At 66.3% G+C, this 15,109-nt stretch carries 19 protein-coding genes; 9 read left to right on the forward strand and 10 right to left on the reverse strand.

What is annotated here, in order from left to right; translation table 11 throughout:
* Positions 1–26: 26 nt before the first annotated feature.
* Both ATO11_RS10425 and ATO11_RS10430 read right to left on the reverse strand, forming a co-directional pair.
* The gene (locus ATO11_RS10425) at positions 27–1,130 is read right to left on the reverse strand and encodes a class II histone deacetylase (RefSeq protein WP_050530810.1); all 1,104 of its coding nucleotides are present in this window, start codon (positions 1,128–1,130) and stop codon (positions 27–29) included.
* On the reverse strand, positions 1,127–1,366 hold the full coding sequence (locus ATO11_RS10430) for a hypothetical protein (protein ID WP_050530811.1): 240 nt from the start codon (positions 1,364–1,366) through the stop codon (positions 1,127–1,129). The genes ATO11_RS10425 and ATO11_RS10430 overlap by 4 nt, the downstream gene beginning before the upstream one ends.
* 124 nt (positions 1,367–1,490) lie before the next feature.
* On the opposite strand from ATO11_RS10430, the gene ATO11_RS10435 reads away from it, so the two are divergent.
* Together ATO11_RS10435 and ATO11_RS10440 are read left to right on the forward strand one after the other, a co-directional pair.
* Complete coding sequence (locus ATO11_RS10435) at positions 1,491–2,207, forward strand: M48 family metallopeptidase (protein ID WP_050530812.1); 717 nt, start codon at positions 1,491–1,493, stop codon at positions 2,205–2,207.
* Positions 2,207–2,596, forward strand: a complete 390-nt coding sequence (locus ATO11_RS10440; protein WP_050530813.1) for a YigZ family protein — start codon at positions 2,207–2,209, stop codon at positions 2,594–2,596. Before ATO11_RS10435 ends, ATO11_RS10440 begins: the two co-directional genes overlap by 1 nt.
* 177 nt (positions 2,597–2,773) lie before the next feature.
* Here the strand turns inward: ATO11_RS10440 and ATO11_RS10445 are convergent, their stop codons facing one another.
* From ATO11_RS10445 to ATO11_RS10455, 3 genes are all read right to left on the reverse strand, one after another.
* The gene (locus ATO11_RS10445; protein WP_082176250.1) at positions 2,774–3,244 is read right to left on the reverse strand and encodes a GNAT family N-acetyltransferase; all 471 of its coding nucleotides are present in this window, start codon (positions 3,242–3,244) and stop codon (positions 2,774–2,776) included.
* 112 nt (positions 3,245–3,356) lie between these two features.
* Positions 3,357–3,665: a DUF6280 family protein gene (locus ATO11_RS10450; protein ID WP_134643095.1), complete on the reverse strand. Its 309-nt coding sequence runs from the start codon at positions 3,663–3,665 to the stop codon at positions 3,357–3,359.
* Between the two features lie 317 nt (positions 3,666–3,982).
* Positions 3,983–4,549 (reverse strand): HD domain-containing protein, encoded by a 567-nt coding sequence (locus tag ATO11_RS10455; protein WP_050530816.1) that lies wholly within the window; start codon positions 4,547–4,549, stop codon positions 3,983–3,985.
* Positions 4,550–4,756: 207 nt separating this feature from the next.
* Between ATO11_RS10455 and ATO11_RS10460 the strand changes: the two genes are divergently transcribed.
* On the forward strand, positions 4,757–5,062 hold the full coding sequence (locus ATO11_RS10460; protein ID WP_050530817.1) for a hypothetical protein: 306 nt from the start codon (positions 4,757–4,759) through the stop codon (positions 5,060–5,062).
* A gap of 1 nt (position 5,063) precedes the next feature.
* Here ATO11_RS10460 and ATO11_RS10465 read toward each other — a convergent pair whose 3' ends face one another.
* The gene (locus tag ATO11_RS10465) at positions 5,064–5,786 is read right to left on the reverse strand and encodes an FkbM family methyltransferase (protein ID WP_050530818.1); all 723 of its coding nucleotides are present in this window, start codon (positions 5,784–5,786) and stop codon (positions 5,064–5,066) included.
* 107 nt (positions 5,787–5,893) lie between these two features.
* On the opposite strand from ATO11_RS10465, the gene ahcY reads away from it, so the two are divergent.
* The 4 genes from ahcY (at position 5,894) to ATO11_RS10485 (ending at position 10,361) form a co-directional block, all read left to right on the forward strand.
* The gene (ahcY, locus tag ATO11_RS10470) at positions 5,894–7,279 is read left to right on the forward strand and encodes an adenosylhomocysteinase (RefSeq protein ID WP_050530819.1); all 1,386 of its coding nucleotides are present in this window, start codon (positions 5,894–5,896) and stop codon (positions 7,277–7,279) included.
* A gap of 162 nt (positions 7,280–7,441) precedes the next feature.
* Positions 7,442–8,176 (forward strand): hypothetical protein, encoded by a 735-nt coding sequence (locus ATO11_RS10475; RefSeq protein ID WP_134643096.1) that lies wholly within the window; start codon positions 7,442–7,444, stop codon positions 8,174–8,176.
* 153 nt (positions 8,177–8,329) lie between these two features.
* Positions 8,330–9,874, forward strand: a complete 1,545-nt coding sequence (locus tag ATO11_RS10480; protein ID WP_050530821.1) for an acetolactate synthase large subunit — start codon at positions 8,330–8,332, stop codon at positions 9,872–9,874.
* A gap of 145 nt (positions 9,875–10,019) precedes the next feature.
* On the forward strand, positions 10,020–10,361 hold the full coding sequence (locus tag ATO11_RS10485; protein ID WP_050530822.1) for a DUF2853 family protein: 342 nt from the start codon (positions 10,020–10,022) through the stop codon (positions 10,359–10,361).
* A gap of 166 nt (positions 10,362–10,527) precedes the next feature.
* On the opposite strand, the gene ATO11_RS10490 is transcribed toward ATO11_RS10485, so the two are convergent.
* The 4 genes from ATO11_RS10490 to tsaD form a co-directional block, all read right to left on the reverse strand.
* A complete protein-coding gene (locus ATO11_RS10490; RefSeq protein ID WP_050530823.1) occupies positions 10,528–10,920 on the reverse strand; it encodes a DUF1761 domain-containing protein in 393 nt (130 codons plus the stop codon).
* Between the two features lie 22 nt (positions 10,921–10,942).
* Positions 10,943–11,377: an EVE domain-containing protein gene (locus ATO11_RS10495; protein ID WP_050530824.1), complete on the reverse strand. Its 435-nt coding sequence runs from the start codon at positions 11,375–11,377 to the stop codon at positions 10,943–10,945.
* Positions 11,377–11,652 carry a YciI family protein gene (locus ATO11_RS10500; protein ID WP_050530825.1) on the reverse strand — a complete coding sequence of 92 codons (276 nt, stop codon included), beginning with the start codon at positions 11,650–11,652 and terminating at the stop codon, positions 11,377–11,379. Before ATO11_RS10500 ends, ATO11_RS10495 begins: the two co-directional genes overlap by 1 nt.
* Positions 11,653–11,714: 62 nt before the next feature.
* Positions 11,715–12,806, reverse strand: a complete 1,092-nt coding sequence (gene tsaD, locus ATO11_RS10505; RefSeq protein WP_050530826.1) for a tRNA (adenosine(37)-N6)-threonylcarbamoyltransferase complex transferase subunit TsaD — start codon at positions 12,804–12,806, stop codon at positions 11,715–11,717.
* Between the two features lie 56 nt (positions 12,807–12,862).
* On the opposite strand from tsaD, the gene ATO11_RS10510 reads away from it, so the two are divergent.
* Together ATO11_RS10510 and ATO11_RS10515 are read left to right on the forward strand one after the other, a co-directional pair.
* Positions 12,863–13,591 (forward strand): uroporphyrinogen-III synthase, encoded by a 729-nt coding sequence (locus ATO11_RS10510; RefSeq protein ID WP_050530827.1) that lies wholly within the window; start codon positions 12,863–12,865, stop codon positions 13,589–13,591.
* 71 nt (positions 13,592–13,662) lie between these two features.
* Positions 13,663–15,108 (forward strand): COG4223 family protein, encoded by a 1,446-nt coding sequence (locus ATO11_RS10515; RefSeq protein WP_050530828.1) that lies wholly within the window; start codon positions 13,663–13,665, stop codon positions 15,106–15,108.
* Position 15,109: the final 1 nt, after the last annotated feature.

Consider the following 15,109-nt stretch of genomic DNA (forward strand, 5'->3'; position numbering starts at 1 on the left):
TTTTGGCGGGCCGTTTCAACCCCGTGTCAGGGAACGAGCGTGGCGACGAGGTCATCGACCCAGTCCCGCGCGAAGGCATCGAACCGTGCGCCGGGCTGCCGCGCGGCATAGGTCGCGGCCAGCGGGTCGGGCACGTGGATGGCGCTGCCGGACAGCTCTTCCATCACGGCATGGCCGCAGAAGGGCACGTAGACCTCGGAATAACCGCCCTCGTGCACCAGCACGAGCTTGCCGCCGCACAGCGCGTCCGCCAGCGCCATGGTGCGGCGGGTCATCTGGCGGAACGTGTCGGCAGTGGCCAGCGTGTGGCTGAGAGGATCGCCCGCCGCCGCGTCGAAACCGCAGGCCACGACAATCAGGTCGGGAGCGAAGTCCCGCAGCCGAGGCGCGACGATCCGGTCGAAGGCATCAAGGTAGGTGGCGTGGCCCGAGCCTTGCGGGAGCGGAATGTTGACGTTCGAACGCGGGGCTGATGGCCCACCCTGATCCGCCGCCTCGCCGGTATCGACGGGATAGTTGCGCTCTTGATGCACCGAGATGGTGAGCGTGTCGGCGCGGTCGTAGAAGATCGCCTCGGTCCCGTTGCCGTGATGCACGTCCCAGTCGAGGATCGCCACCCGGTTTGCCAGGCCCTTGCCCCGTGCGGCCTCTACCCCGATGGCGATGTTGTTCAGAAGGCAGAACCCGTTCGCCCAGTCGGCGGTGCAATGGTGACCGGGAGGGCGCGACAGGGCATAGGCGTTGGCGACGTCACCGCGCGCCACGTCCATGATCGCCGCCTTGGCAAGGCCCGCCGATTGCACCGCGATTTCGAACCCGCCGGGGCCGAACGGCGTACGCAACCCGATCTCTCCCCCGCCGGCATCCGACACCGCGCGGAACCGGGCGAGGTAGTCGGCGGCATGGACGCGGGCGAGGTCGGCATCCGTCGCCGGATCGGCGCCGCGCAGGGACAGTTCCCTGGCCAGACCGCTGACATGCAGGAGGTTGAGAAAGCGGCGCTTGGTTTCCGGCCCGTCGGGAAGGCCGTCCGGCAGGGGCTGAACGAAGCCGCCGACCGGCATCGTGCCCGCGTAATGCGCGCCGGCATGCCAGAAACAGCGTTCATCCCAGTAGAAAGCGGTGGTCACTCGGGTGCCTCTTTCCGGGCATAGATGCCTTCGGGCAGGTTGATGGCTGCGGCGAGGTCGTGCATCTGGTTGATCGACAGGGTGATCTTGGTCACCGTGTCGGTACGCGGGTCGTATTGTTCGACCGTCACGCATTCGGCGAAGGTGTTGACGATGACGTCTTCCTGAAGCGGTGCCTCGCCCTCGTCCACCAGGGTGATCACGGTCGCGTCGAAATCGTGTTCGATGGTAAACATGGCTCCACCCTACCTGCGGCACACGGATGCGCAACCGGGCAAATCCCCGCGCGCCTGCCAATTTGTGACTGGCCCTTTGCAGGCCATCATCCTAGGTTTTCGGGTGTCCAACCACAGGTGCCGCATGTCCCGTCTGATCGCCGTCCTTGCCACGCTCGCCGTTCTAGCCGGATGCGAGGTGGTGCCGGTGGAGCCAGCGGACCCCAAGCCGAAAACCGTCGATGAAGGCACGCGCGCCGTGGCCGTGCGCGCCGCCCGCCAGTTCGTGAGCGTGGTGGAGACGGTCGAGCCGGTCGCCGAGAAGGAATGCCGCGCCCGCACGAAGGGGGTGAACTGCGATTTCCTGATCGTGGTCGATGACCGCCCCGGCCAGCCGCCGAACGCGTTCCAGACGCTCGACCGGTCGGGCCGCCCGGTCATCGCCTTCAACCTTGCCCTGATCGCCGATGCACGGAACGCCGATGAACTGGCCTTCATCATGGGGCACGAGACCGCCCATCACATTCGTGGCCACATCGCCCGCGCCCAGCGCAACGCCAATGCGGGCGCGGTGGTGCTGGGCGGGCTGACGGCGCTGTCCGGCGGGTCGGAAGAGGCGATCAAGACCGCGCGCGACATCGGTGCCGTCGTGGGCGCGCGAAGGTATTCAAAGGAATTCGAGCTGGAAGCCGACCGGCTGGGCACGATCATCACGCTGGCGGCCGGGTATGACCCGATCAAGGGCGCGGCGTATTTCTTCCGCATCCCCGATCCCGGCGACCGGTTCCTTGGCACCCATCCGCCCAACGCAGCCCGGCGCGAGATCGTGCGGCGGACCGTGGCCGAACAGACGTCCAGCTGATGCACCAGATCAACCCGGTCTTCACCGACCGCGGATCGAAATACGCGGTGTCGGGCCTGCCGGTGCGATCCCGTGCCGACATCGACGCCGCCCTGAAACATCTGAAGAAAACCAAGGTCTTCGCCAAGGCGACCCACAACACGTGGGGCGCGGTTCTGAGCGAGGGAGGGCCGATCAAGGGTGATGATGGAGAAGCAGGCGCGGGGCTTGTGATCCTGCGGGTGCTGGAACAGGAAGGCGTGACGGATCACCTTGTCATCGTCACCCGCTGGTTCGGCGGCACCAAGCTGGGCGGAGACCGGTTTCGCCGCGTGAAGGACGCGGTGCGAGCCTACCTCGATGCCGGGTTTGCGGGCAAAAAAACCGGAAATCCGCAGGATGATGTCTAAATCCTCGACATTCGGCCCACATTATGCGACTTATGCAACATCTTGATGATCCGTCGCCGATGACGACAAGATCAAGGCAGGCCAGGACAGGCCCTGAAACTTCCGGCGATGCACCTCAAGATGGTGGTGAGGGGGGCGCGCCTCCTCCCTGCGCGCCTTCCTCCCTTCAGCCCCGCATCACAGCGCGTACCGTTTGACGATCCGGTCGACGCGCGTGCCGTCAGGCCGCGTGTGGTCATCGGGCACGACGTGGTCGTCGACGAACCCGATCCGCGAATAGAAAGCCAGCCCGCCCGCGTTGTCCGAGGTGATCCGCGCAAGGATCGCGACGCCGCCGCGCACCCGGCAATCGGCCAGCGTCTTGTTGAACAGGGCGCGCCCCGCGCCTTTGACGGGGTTTTCGCGGTCGGTGAAGCTGCCGATGGAATAAAGCCCCTCGCCGTAATCGAACGCGGCCTGGAAGCCGACGATCCGGCCATCCGCCACCGCGACGTTCGCCACCGGGGCCTCGTCCAGATACTCCGAGGCGAAAAAGTCCTCGGAATAGGGATGGTCATAGGCGGTGGACCCGCCCAGCGCGATGATGTGGTTCAGGATGGCGACGCAGGCGGGAACATCCGCTGCCGTCATGGCCCTTGTGGTCAACATGCTGCGCTCCAATCCCGTGCCCGGAAAGACAGACCCCGATCCTGTCGCGCTGTCAAACGCATGGCGCGCCCCCGTTGCCGGAGACGCGCCAGACCTGCATGACCCGCTTGGATCAGGCCGCGACCGACAGCCCGCTGAGGAGGGCGCGCCGGGTCAATTGCTCTTCGGACCGGGCGTAGCGCAGCACCAGTTCGCGCATCCTGGTGCGCGTGGTCTCGCACGGGTGAAGCCCCGCCTTGGTCAGGATCTCCGTCCCCGACGAGGTGCGCGTCCAGCGGTCGATCTGCACCCGACCGTTGCCGCGCGACCGCTCGCTGCGCACCGCGGCCTCGATCGCATCCACCACGAACCCGGCAAACGTCCGCTGTACGCGCCCTGCCTGCATTCCAACAAACACACCGTTCTTCTTTGCTTTGGTCATCCTTGAGGACCCCTTTTTAAGGTGACACTGCCTTGGCGACCCGGCTGCTGCGCTTAGCTCCACACTTACGCAATCCTTGTGCCGGGTCGTTCCACCCGGCGACATGATTTACCGCCGAGTGCGGCCATTCTAGGAAATCCGGGATGCACAGGATCAAACCCGTATTTGCAAAAATAATCTCACGATATCAATCGGTTGGATTTTTCGTTTCCGAAATGGAGATGATCCGTATCCGGATTTGCGACATTAGTTTGGCGCGTGCCCGACACCCGTGCAGGTTGCCCCGATCCGGTTTTGCAAAAGTGTCGGGTGCGGCGCTATTCCAGCGCGGCCAGCACGGCGTCGACACGGGCCAGGAAACGCGCGCGCACATCGGCGGGCGGGCGCAGCACGATGTCCAGTCCGCGCACGATCTGCATGTCGGGTGCGCCGAACAGCCGGTCGGCCTCGCGCACGGTGAAGCCCGCGATGCGGGTCGCTTCCAGCCACGCGCTGATGCGGTCGGCCTTCTTGATCTGCTTCTTGACGGTGGCGGGGATGGCGGCGGGCAAACCGAACCGCAGGTGGATCGCCGCCGTGAGGCGCGCGTCGAGCCCTTCATATCCCGGCCCCACCGCCGCCTTCACCGGAGAGATCATGTCGCCGATCACGTATTCCGGCGCGTCGTGCAGCAGCGCCGCCAGCCGCCAGCGGGCCGGGCAGTCGGGCGAGAGGCGGGCGAATATCTCTTCGACCAGCAGCGAGTGTTCGGCCACGGAATAGGCGAACTCGCCCTCGGTCTGGCCATTCCAGCGCGCGACGAAGGCGAGGCCGTGGGCGATGTCCTCGATCTCGATATCCATCGGCGTCGGGTCCAGCAGGTCGAGCCGCCGACCGGACAACATGCGCTGCCATGCACGGGGTGCCTTTGCCGCTGCCATCGTTCCTGTCGCCCCCTGTTCGCCGCGCCTGCCTTGGGTGTCGAAGGATGCGGGCGGGGTGTCAAGCGGGCTTGGCCACGCGGGCGTGATTGAACCGATCCGCGCATCGCGGCGTTAAGGCGATAACCGCGCCAAGAAGAGAGACAGCGCCATCCGCCACAGGAGCCGACCATGACACGACCGACCCGCACCGCCGCCGCCATCGCCTTGACCCTGGCCGTCGCACCCCTTGCCGTCGAGGCACAGACCGGGGGCTGCAAGCTGCGGGACAGCCTGACCAGCGAGCTTGAAACCCGGTACGGCGAACAGATCACCGGTGCGGGCCTGCGGTCGAAAGACGCGATGATCGAGTTGTGGCAATCGCCCGAAACCGGCAGCTGGACGATGCTGATGACACGCCCGGACGGGACCGCCTGCATCATCGCCCACGGCACCGACTGGGTTGGTATCGACCTCGATACCAGCGTGCAAAGCTAGGTCAGACCGCCGCCGTCGGGATGAAGATCCCGTTCTCCTCGATCTGCGAGGTGTGGATATAGCGGTGCTGCGGCACCGCCTCGCCCAGGAAATCGAGGTATTCGATCCGCCGCTTCCGCTTGCCGGTTTCCAGAACGAGAATCGGCGCGTCCCGTGCGATCAGTTCCACCGCGCCCTGAAGTGCCGGGATTTCGTGCCCCTCCACGTCGAGATGCAGGAGTGAGACCGTCCGGTCGGCAGGCACGAGCGAGTCGATGGTGACCACCGGAACGTCGATGGTCTGCCCCTTTCCCGCCTCCGCAACGATCCTCGCCCCGGCGGCCAGCGGTTCCGACGCACCGGGCCGCGCGACCTGCAAGGGCAGAACCGCGTCTTCCGCTCCCACCGCGACTTGCGACAGCTCCACGTTGTCCAGACCGTTCAGCGCGATGGTGTGCAGGGCCGCGGCAAAGGTGTCCGGCGCGGGTTCGAAGCTGCGGATACGTGCGCCGGGAGCCATGGCCCGTGCCAGCGCGGGAAAGAAGTCACCGACAAAGGCGCCCCCGGTGACGATATCACCGCTGCCCACATGCCGGGACAGAAAGCGCAGGGTGGCCGGTTCATACACCTCGCCCCGGCGCAGGAGCCGTGGCACCTCGCGCCCGCGAAAGCTTTCGGGCACGCAATAGAACCCGTGTTCGTTCGCGGTGATGAAGTGGTCGAAATCGGGGGGTGATCCGGCCATGACGGTGCCTGCCTTTTCGTCGGTGCCTCGCCGCGACCGTGCCCTGCATTGTGCGCGGGTGCAATACCTGCTAGCCGCTTCGCCAAACATGAGAGCGGAGCGGGCTAATGGCCAAGGATTATATCGTCAAGGACATCGCGCTGGCCGGGTTCGGCCGCAAGGAACTGGACATCGCCGAAACGGAAATGCCGGGCCTGATGGCCTGCCGCGAGGAATTCGGTGACAGCAAGCCGCTGACGGGCGCGCGCATCGTCGGATCGCTGCACATGACGATCCAGACCGCCGTCCTGATCGAAACGCTGACTGCCCTCGGCGCCGATGTGCGCTGGGCGTCGTGCAACATCTTCTCCACCCAGGACCACGCGGCAGCGGCGATTGCCGAGGCGGGTGTTCCGGTCTTTGCGATCAAGGGGCAGACGCTGGAAGAGCACTGGGATTACCTCGACAAGTCCTTCCTTTTCGACGACGGCCCGAACATGATCCTCGACGACGGTGGCGACGCGACGCTGTACGTGCTGCTGGGCGCACGCGCCGAAGCGGGCGAAGACATCATCCCGGTCCCGACCTCGGAAGAGGAAGAGGTCATCAAGAAGCAGATCGCCAAGCGGATGGCCGAAAGCCCCGGCTGGTTCACCAAGGTGCGTGACCAGATCAAGGGCGTGTCCGAGGAAACGACCACGGGCGTCAACCGCCTCTACCAACTGGTGCGCGACGGCCAATTGCCTTTCCCCGCGATCAACGTGAACGACAGCGTGACCAAGTCGAAGTTCGACAACAAGTACGGCTGCAAGGAAAGCCTCGTCGACGGCATCCGCCGCGCGACCGACACGATGATGGCGGGCAAGGTCGCCGTCGTCTGCGGTTACGGAGACGTGGGCAAGGGATCGGCGGCATCGCTGGCCGGTGCCGGTGCCCGCGTGAAGGTGACCGAGGTCGACCCGATCTGCGCGCTGCAAGCCGCGATGGACGGGTTCGAGGTTGTCCTGCTGGAAGAGAACCTCGACGCGGACATCTTCATCACCACGACCGGCAACAAGGACGTGATCCGCATCGAGCACATGCGCGAGATGAAGGACATGGCGATCGTCGGCAACATCGGCCACTTCGACAACGAGATCCAGGTCGCCAGCCTGAAGAACCACAAGTGGACGAACATCAAGGAACAGGTGGACATGATCGAGATGCCCTCGGGCAACCGCATCATCCTCTTGTCCGAAGGTCGCCTGCTGAACCTCGGCAACGCGACGGGCCACCCGTCCTTCGTGATGTCGGCCTCCTTCACCAACCAGGTGCTGGCGCAGATCGAGCTGTGGACGAACACCGACGCCTACGAGAACAAGGTCTATATCCTGCCCAAGCACCTCGACGAGAAGGTCGCGCGGCTGCACCTGAAGCGTATCGGTGTGAAGCTGACCGAGTTGGACAAGGATCAGGCCGCCTATATCGGCGTGAAACCCGAAGGCCCGTTCAAGCCCGAACACTATCGCTACTGATGCGACCGGGGCGCGCGGAAGTCGCGCCCCACCGCCCCCGATGGGCGCTGTCCCGCCGGAACGGGACGCGGCGCCGGGCTGACACAAATTCCCGTCCCTCTCGCTTTCATTTTTTTGTTACCCTTGATCGCGGCCAGTCCGGCCTTTGACCTGGAAGACATTATGAAACGCAGCCTTGCCCTCCTCCTTCTGACCCTTTTCCTTGGCGCCTGTGCAAGCGAGGGTCCGATCTTTCCCATAGACGTGGAATTCGAAGACGTTCGCTGGGTTCTGGAGCCGGATGCCGAGGCCTCTTTCTCTCAACAAACGCCGACCTTTACCGACACCCCGCGCGAGGTGATCACCTCGTTCCAGCTTCGCCCCGGCCAGCGCAACACGGCGCTGGAGACCGGGCAGCGGTGGCGGCTGGGCCATACGTGGTTGTTCGGGTTCGACATCCGCGCGAAGGCCAGCGAATTGCCGCGCGTCCCGGTGGACGTGGCGCGTTTCGTCCGGATCAGCGCGCCCGAGGAATTGCTGGCGCGCGTGCAGCTTGACGCGACCAACGGCATCACGGTGATGGGGCGGCGGTGTTTCACGCCGTCGGACCTGTCGCAATGGGTGCGGGTGGAAATGCGGGTCCGCATTCGCGACGACGACCAGGGTTTCCTGGAAGTGTTCTGCAACCGCAAACCCGTCTGGGCCATGGACAAGGTTCGCACGACCTTTGCGCCGCCCTGCAGACGCGCTGACGGCTGCACGACGCCCCTTGCGGAACCGGCGCGTTTTCGCTTCCAGATGGGCATGATGTCGGCGCGGGCACAGCCGCGCACGGCGGCGATCCAGATGCGGCGGATTCACCGGCGTGGCCTGCTTTACATCCCCAACCGCGTCGGAAACCTCAACAGCGCGCAGTGATCTGACCGGGGCGGCATGCAAGGCAGCCGCCCTCTGCGATAGCCAGACAGGCCCGTCGCATTAGTGCGTGCGGGATGTGCGGCGGCGCACCCTTCGGCGCTTGGCTCGGGCGCGTGGTCGTGTCACGATTTGTGCATTGCATGGGAGATCGGGATGAACGGCGCCGAGAGCCTTGTCGAAACCTTTCTGGAAAACGACGTCACGGTCTGTTTCGCCAACCCCGGCACGTCCGAGATGCACTTCGTCGCGGCGCTGGACCAGCACCCGGACATGCGCTGCGTCCTGTGCCTGTTCGAGGGCGGGACGTCCGGCGCGGCGGACGGGTATTTCCGGATGAGCGGCAAGGTCGCGGCCACCATGCTGCACCTCGCCCCCGGTTTCGGGAATGCCTTTGCCAACCTGCACAACGCGCGCAAGGCCGGGTCGGGCATCCTGAACGTGATGGGCGAACACGCGACCTATCACCTGGCCTATGACAGCCCGCTGCGGGGCGATACCGCCGGGATCAGCCACGCGATCAGCGACTGGACCCGCACCAGCGCCACGGCGGCGGATGTCGCGGGTGACGGGGCGGCGGGCATCGCGGCCGCGCGGGCGGGCAACGGGCGGATCGCCACGCTGATCCTGCCCGCCGACACCGCGTGGGGCGAGGGATCGGCACCGGCCATCGCCTCCGCCACGGAAGACGGCGACCTGCCATCGGAGGCGGAGCTGGAAACGGTCGCGGACGCGCTTGGCCGGCCCGGAGCGGCGCTGTTCCTTGGCGGGATCGCAACCTACGGACCCGAGCTTGAGGCTGCGGGGCGGATCGCCAAGGCGACCGGGTGCCGCCTGATCGCGCCCTTGTTCACCGCGCGGGTGCGGCGCGGCGCGGGCCAGGTCGTGCTGGACCAGTTGCCCTATCGCGGCGAGTTGGCGGCGGAGGTGCTGGCCGACCTGCACACGCTCGTCTGTATCGGGACGCCGCCGCCGGTGAACTTCTTTGCCTATCCCGGCCAGCCTTCGGTGCCGACGCCCGACACCTGCGCGGTGATCGACCTGTGCGGGCGCGACGGCAACGTGACGGGCACCCTTGCAGCGCTTGAAAAGCGGGTGGGCGCGGCGGGGTCGGAACCGGATCGCCGCGCCTTCGACCTGCCGGAAGTCGCGCCGGACGCGGACCTGACCGCCGAGACGGCCTGCGCCACGATCATCCGCTGGATGCCCGAGGAGACCATCGTCGTGAACGAGGCGGTGACATCGGGCCTGACCTTCGGCCCGCAAAGCCGCACCGCGCGTCCGCACGACTTCCTGACCACGGTGGGCGGCGCGATTGGCTGCTGCCTGCCGACGGCCGTCGGCAGCGCCATTGCCTGCCCCGACCGAAAGGTGCTGGCGCTGACAGGTGACGGATCGGCGATGTACACGATCCAGTCGCTCTGGACGATGGCGCGCGAAAACCTCGACGTGACGGTGGTGGTCTTCAACAACGGTGCCTACCGCATCCTGCACCATGAACTGGAGGCGCTGGGCGTCGCGCAGGTTGGCCGCAACGCACGTGCCATGTTCGACCTGACGGGCCCCGAACTGGACTGGATGGCGCTGGCGAGGGGCCACGGATTGGATGCCGTGCGCGCCGACAGCTTGGCCGAACTGAACGCGGCGCTGGCCCATGCGGACGACGTGGCGGGACCTTGCCTGATCGAGGTGGTTCTCTGACCCGAACCCGCCGCAACGTCACGCGGGGAATATGCCGGAAGTATTTCCCATTGTTTCAGAGTCTCAACTTTGCCACTTTGCGCGCAAGGCATCTGCCTCGAACGAACGAACTCGAACAAAACAAAACCGGGACTGGGAGCGAGACATGGGAAAGCGTGACGATCTGATCGCGAAATACGCGGACGACCTGCGGAACAAGTGCGGCATGGAGCCGGACATGGCCCTGCTGACGAAGGTGACGATTGGCTGTGGCCCGTCGATCTACAACGACGACGCATCGACCGTTGCGGGATCGCAACCGTCCGAGCTTGAAACCGTGAAGACGAATTTCCTGATGAAGAAGCTGGGCCTGTCCGACAGCCCCGCCCTGATGGAAGGCATCAACGCCGCAATCGAGACCTACGGCAAGTCCGAGCGAAATAAGTACCGCGCCGTGATCTATTACATGCTGACCAAGCGCTTCAACAAGGAGTCGGTCTACCGCTGAGGGCGGATTGCCGCCCACCCCCACCCACCGCGCGCCGCGTTAACGAACCGGTAGGATTGCGATCCTATCAGTCTGCGGGTGGCAGGACGCAGTGGGATGCGGGGGGTCGCGGAAGCAGGGTCCCGACGCGTGATCGCGCCGGGGCCTTTTCTTTTGCGCAGGGCAATCAGAAGAGCGTCAGCACGATCCCGATCACGGTGCAGCCGCCGGTGACGTACACACCGTCGATCATCGTTAGCTTGGCCGGGCGCGCGGCGAAGGCATAACAAGTCGCGAACCACGGAAGCACGATGAACAGGCCAAGCCCCAGCCCGCTCACCAGCCCCTTCGCCACCGTGTCGATCCCGCCCAGTACGAACATGTGGCGCATCATGCCCGCAACGAGGATGCAGGCGATCAGCCCGGTGATGTAAGGCACCGGGTTGGATGAATTCGCGGGCTTGCCGTCTTTGACGGGCACGCCGGACGCGGCCATCCATTGCGAGGCCATGGCCATGTACCACACCGCCCCAAACGCGAATGCCGCCACGCCGGCGACGATCACTGCCAGAATACCCATGATGTGTCCCTCCAGTCGGTCTTTAGTCCCCGGCTGATGCCGGGTCGATCCCGCCCATCTTGCAGATCTGGCGGTATTCGGCGTCGGTCACGGGTTGCACCGACAGCCGGGAATTCTTGACGAGGACCATCTCTTCCAGACCGGGCTCTTCCTTGATCCGGTCCAAAGTGACGGGGTGTTCGAGGGGAGCGATGGCGCGGATATCGACGCACTCCCAGCGGGGATCGTCCGTCGTGCTGTCGGGATGCGCCTCGGCGCAGACCTCGACAATGCCGACCACTGCCTTCTCCTTCTGCGAATGGTAGAAAAAGCCGCGGTCGCCCAGCCGCATCTCGCGCATGAAATTGCGGGCCTGGTAGTTGCGCACGCCGTCCCACTCCTCGCCCTCCGCGCCCTTCGCAACCTGGTCCTCCCATGACCATGTCGAAGGTTCGGATTTGAAGAGCCAGAAGGCCATCAGCCGATCACCTTGTTCCACGGATCCAGCGTGACGCTGTCGAACAGCCCGGCCTTGGCATAGGGGTCATCGGCGGCAAAGGCCTCTGCCGCGGCAAGGTCCGGCACGTCGAGGATGATGAGGCTGCCGCACATGGTACCTTCGGCGTTCAGAAGCGGCCCGGCCATCGCAACCGTGTCGCCCGCGCCCTTCAGGTAGGCGACATGCGCGTCACGTGTCGCAAGCCGCAGGTCCAGCCCGCCGACCTTGTCGCGCGCGGTCAGTGCAATCAGCATGAGGTCCCCCCGGTTCGTTCCCGTCGCCAGTAACTCCCGGCGCGGGCGATGCTGTCAACCCGTCAGGCCTTGGCCCCCTTCTTTCCACCACCGATCAACGGCGCGGCCTGCCGGTCGAGCGGCCAGCGCGGGCGGGCGGAGAGAGAAAGGTCATCCCGCGCGCCCAGCGCCATGCGTTCCAGTCCCGCATAGGCGATCATCGCCGCATTGTCGGTGCAAAGGGCGAGGGGCGGCGCGACAAGCACCGCACCCGTGTCGGCCGCAACCTCTTCCAGCGCCGTCCGCAAGGCCGTGTTGGCGGCCACGCCACCGGCCACGGCAAGGGTCGGCTTTTCTGGTGCCAGTTCGAGGTAGTGATCGAGCGCGCGGCGGGTTTTGGCCGCAAGCACATCGGTGACCGCCGCCTGGAACCCGGCGCACAGGTCGGCGCGGTCGGCGTGGTAAAGGCCACCCTGTGCCGCCACAAGCTTGTCCCGCGCGCGCAGGACCGCCGTCTTGAGGCCCGAGAAGCTGAGATCGCACCCGGCGCGATCCAGAAGCGGGCGCGGCAGGGCGAAGCGTTTCGGATCCCCTGCGTGCGCACATTGTTCGACCGCCGGCCCCCCCGGCTGCGGCAGACCCAGAAGGCGGGCGATCTTGTCGAATGCCTCGCCCGGCGCGTCGTCGATGGTGCCGCCCAGTCGGCGGAACGTGTCTGCCCCTTCGACGACAAGGAACTGGCAATGGCCGCCCGACACCAGCAGCATCAGGTAGGGATAGGCGATGCCGTCGGTCAGGCGCGGCGTCAGGGCGTGACCGGCGAGGTGATTGACGCCGATCAGCGGAAGGCCGGTCGCCGCCGCGATGCCCTTGGCGCACATCACACCCGACAGGACGCCGCCGATCAGACCCGGCCCGGCGGTGACGGCGATGGCGTCGATATCGGTCCAGCCGACCTGCGCGCCGCGCATCGCGTCGGCCACCACGCTGTCCAGCCGTTCGGCATGGGCCCGCGCGGCGATTTCCGGCACGACGCCGCCGAACCGGGCATGCAGCGCGTTCTGCCCCTCCACCACCGAGGCGCGCACCTGCGCGTCACCCGGCACGCCGGTCACGATGGCGGCGGCAGTATCGTCGCAGCTGCTTTCGATGCCGAGGAGCGTGAGGGCGGGCATGGTGACGCGGGAGAGCCGTTGCAGAAGGGTTCGCGCGGGGCTACCACTGGGACGCTGTGCAAACAATCCCGTCAATCCACCGCCCCGTTCTGCTGCTGACCCGTCAGGGCGCCGACAATGCGCGCCTGACAGAGGCGCTTCCGGCGGACATCCGCACGCGGGTCGACATCGTCGACGCGCCGCTTCTGGACATCCGGTACCTGTCCGACGCGATCGACACCGACGACGCCGGATCGCTGGTTTTCACGTCGCGGCATGGTGTCGCTGCCGCTGTTGCCTGTTTTTTGGGCAGACGCCTGCCCTGCCACGTGGTCGGCGCCCGCACGGCAGAGGCCGCGCGCGATGCCGGTTTCGACGTGCAGACAACCGCACGCGACGCCGAGGACCTGCTGGAGCGGCTGGAAAAGGCGCCGCCACAGGCGCCGGTCCTGCATCTCCGCGGACAACACGCCCGTGGCAACATCGCGAAAACCCTTTCGGATCGCGGCATCGAGGCACGGGAACACGTGGTTTACGAACAGGTTTCCCTGCCCTTGCCGACCGCCGTACAGGCGGTGGCAACGGGGAACCAACCGGTTGTCATTCCCCTGTTTTCCCCCCGCGCCGCGATGCATCTTGCCGAGGTCTGGACCGGTTCGGCGCCGGTTCACGGCGTCGCGTTGAGCCCGGCTGTGGCAAGGGCCGCAACCGAACCGGGTTGGGCGACGTTGGATACCAGTTCCTCGCCTGACCTTGAGGGCATGCTGACAACGCTGGTTGACAGGATCCGGCGGCTACTTGCTTGAGAGGGTCAGGGGGCCACATTAAACTTGGTAGGGCCGCAGCGCGCGGCACGAGATTCGAAAGGTTCTGTAGCGTGGCGAAATCGACTTCCGGCGCATCCACTTCCAAGGGCAAGTCGCCGGCGAAACCGCGGGCGACGCGCACGACCAGGGCCGCCGACGCGGACACGGTCGAGGCGGCGAACACCGCGGATACGACACCCGCATCCGACATCATCGATGCCGAGATCGTCGAGGAGACGCCCGCGCCCGACACCCCTGTCGCGGAAGCCGGCGACGACACGTCCGCGGACATCGAGACGCCCGAACCCGACCCCGAGGAAGCCGAAAAGCTGAATGACGCGGCCGATGCGCCCCCGGCAGCGGCGGATGCATCCGACACGATTGCAGACACCGCATCGATGGCCACGGAGGATAGCGTACCGCCGCCTCCGCCCCCGCCCGCGACGGTCGAAAAGGTCGTGGTGGAAAAGCGGGGCGGGTTCGTCCCGCTGGTGCTTGGCGGCATCGTCGCGGCCGGGCTTGGCTATGCCGCGTCGTATTATGACCTGTTCCAGCAATCCGGCGATGTGCAGGGCCAGCTTGACGCACAATCACAGGCCCTGTCCGACCTGTCCGACCGCGTCAGCGACACCCAGTCCATCGCGACCGGCGCGGCAGAGGCCGTTGCCGCAATCGACCTGACACCCCTGTCGGACGCGTCCGAGGCAGCCGCCGCGCAGATCGCCGGCGAGGCATCGGCCCGCGCCGCGCTGACCGACCAGTTGGCAGCCGCGACCGAAACCTTTGCCACGCTCGGCCAGCGGCTGGACGACATCGAAAGCCGCCTGACGACGCTCGAAAAGAAGCCGATTGCCGACAACGTCTCGCGCGAGGCCATCGCGGCCTATGAAAAGGAACTGGCCGACCTTCAGGCCGCCATGGCCGCCGAACGCGGCGCGATCGAGGAGCTTCTGGCCCAGCAAAAGGCCGAAGTCGCCCGCATCGCCGAGGAGGCGAGCCAGATGGAGGAACGCGCCTTGGCCGAGGCCAAGGCCGCCGCGGCAAGCGAAGCGCTGGCCCGCGTGCAACTCGCGCTCGATAGCGGTACCCCGTTCGACGACGCCCTGACCGACCTGTCCGAAGCGGGTGGCGTCGATGTGCCATCGGCCTTGTCGGCGGTGGCCGAGGACGGGGTGGCGACGCTTGCCGCGCTGCAAGCCGATTATCCCGATGCCGCCCGCGCCGCGTTGCGTGCGGCCCGCTCTGCCGGGGAAAGCGGTGATGGCGAAGGGTTCCTGAACTACCTGCAAGCGCAGGTCGGCGCCCGGTCCGTCACGCCGCAGGAAGGCAATTCCGTCGATGCGATCCTGTCCCGCGCCGAAGCCGCGGTGAAGGTCGACGCGCTCGACAAGGCCCTGACCGAGATCGAGGCGCTGCCCGCCTCCTCCCGCGCCGAACTTGCCCAGTGGGAAGACGCCGCGCGCGCCCGCCTTGCCGCCATATCCGCCGCTGCCGACGTTGCAGCGCGCCTGAATTGAC

This window comes from Pseudaestuariivita atlantica (genome assembly GCF_001205715.1).
Taxonomy (GTDB): Bacteria; Pseudomonadota; Alphaproteobacteria; order Rhodobacterales; family Rhodobacteraceae; genus Pseudaestuariivita; species Pseudaestuariivita atlantica.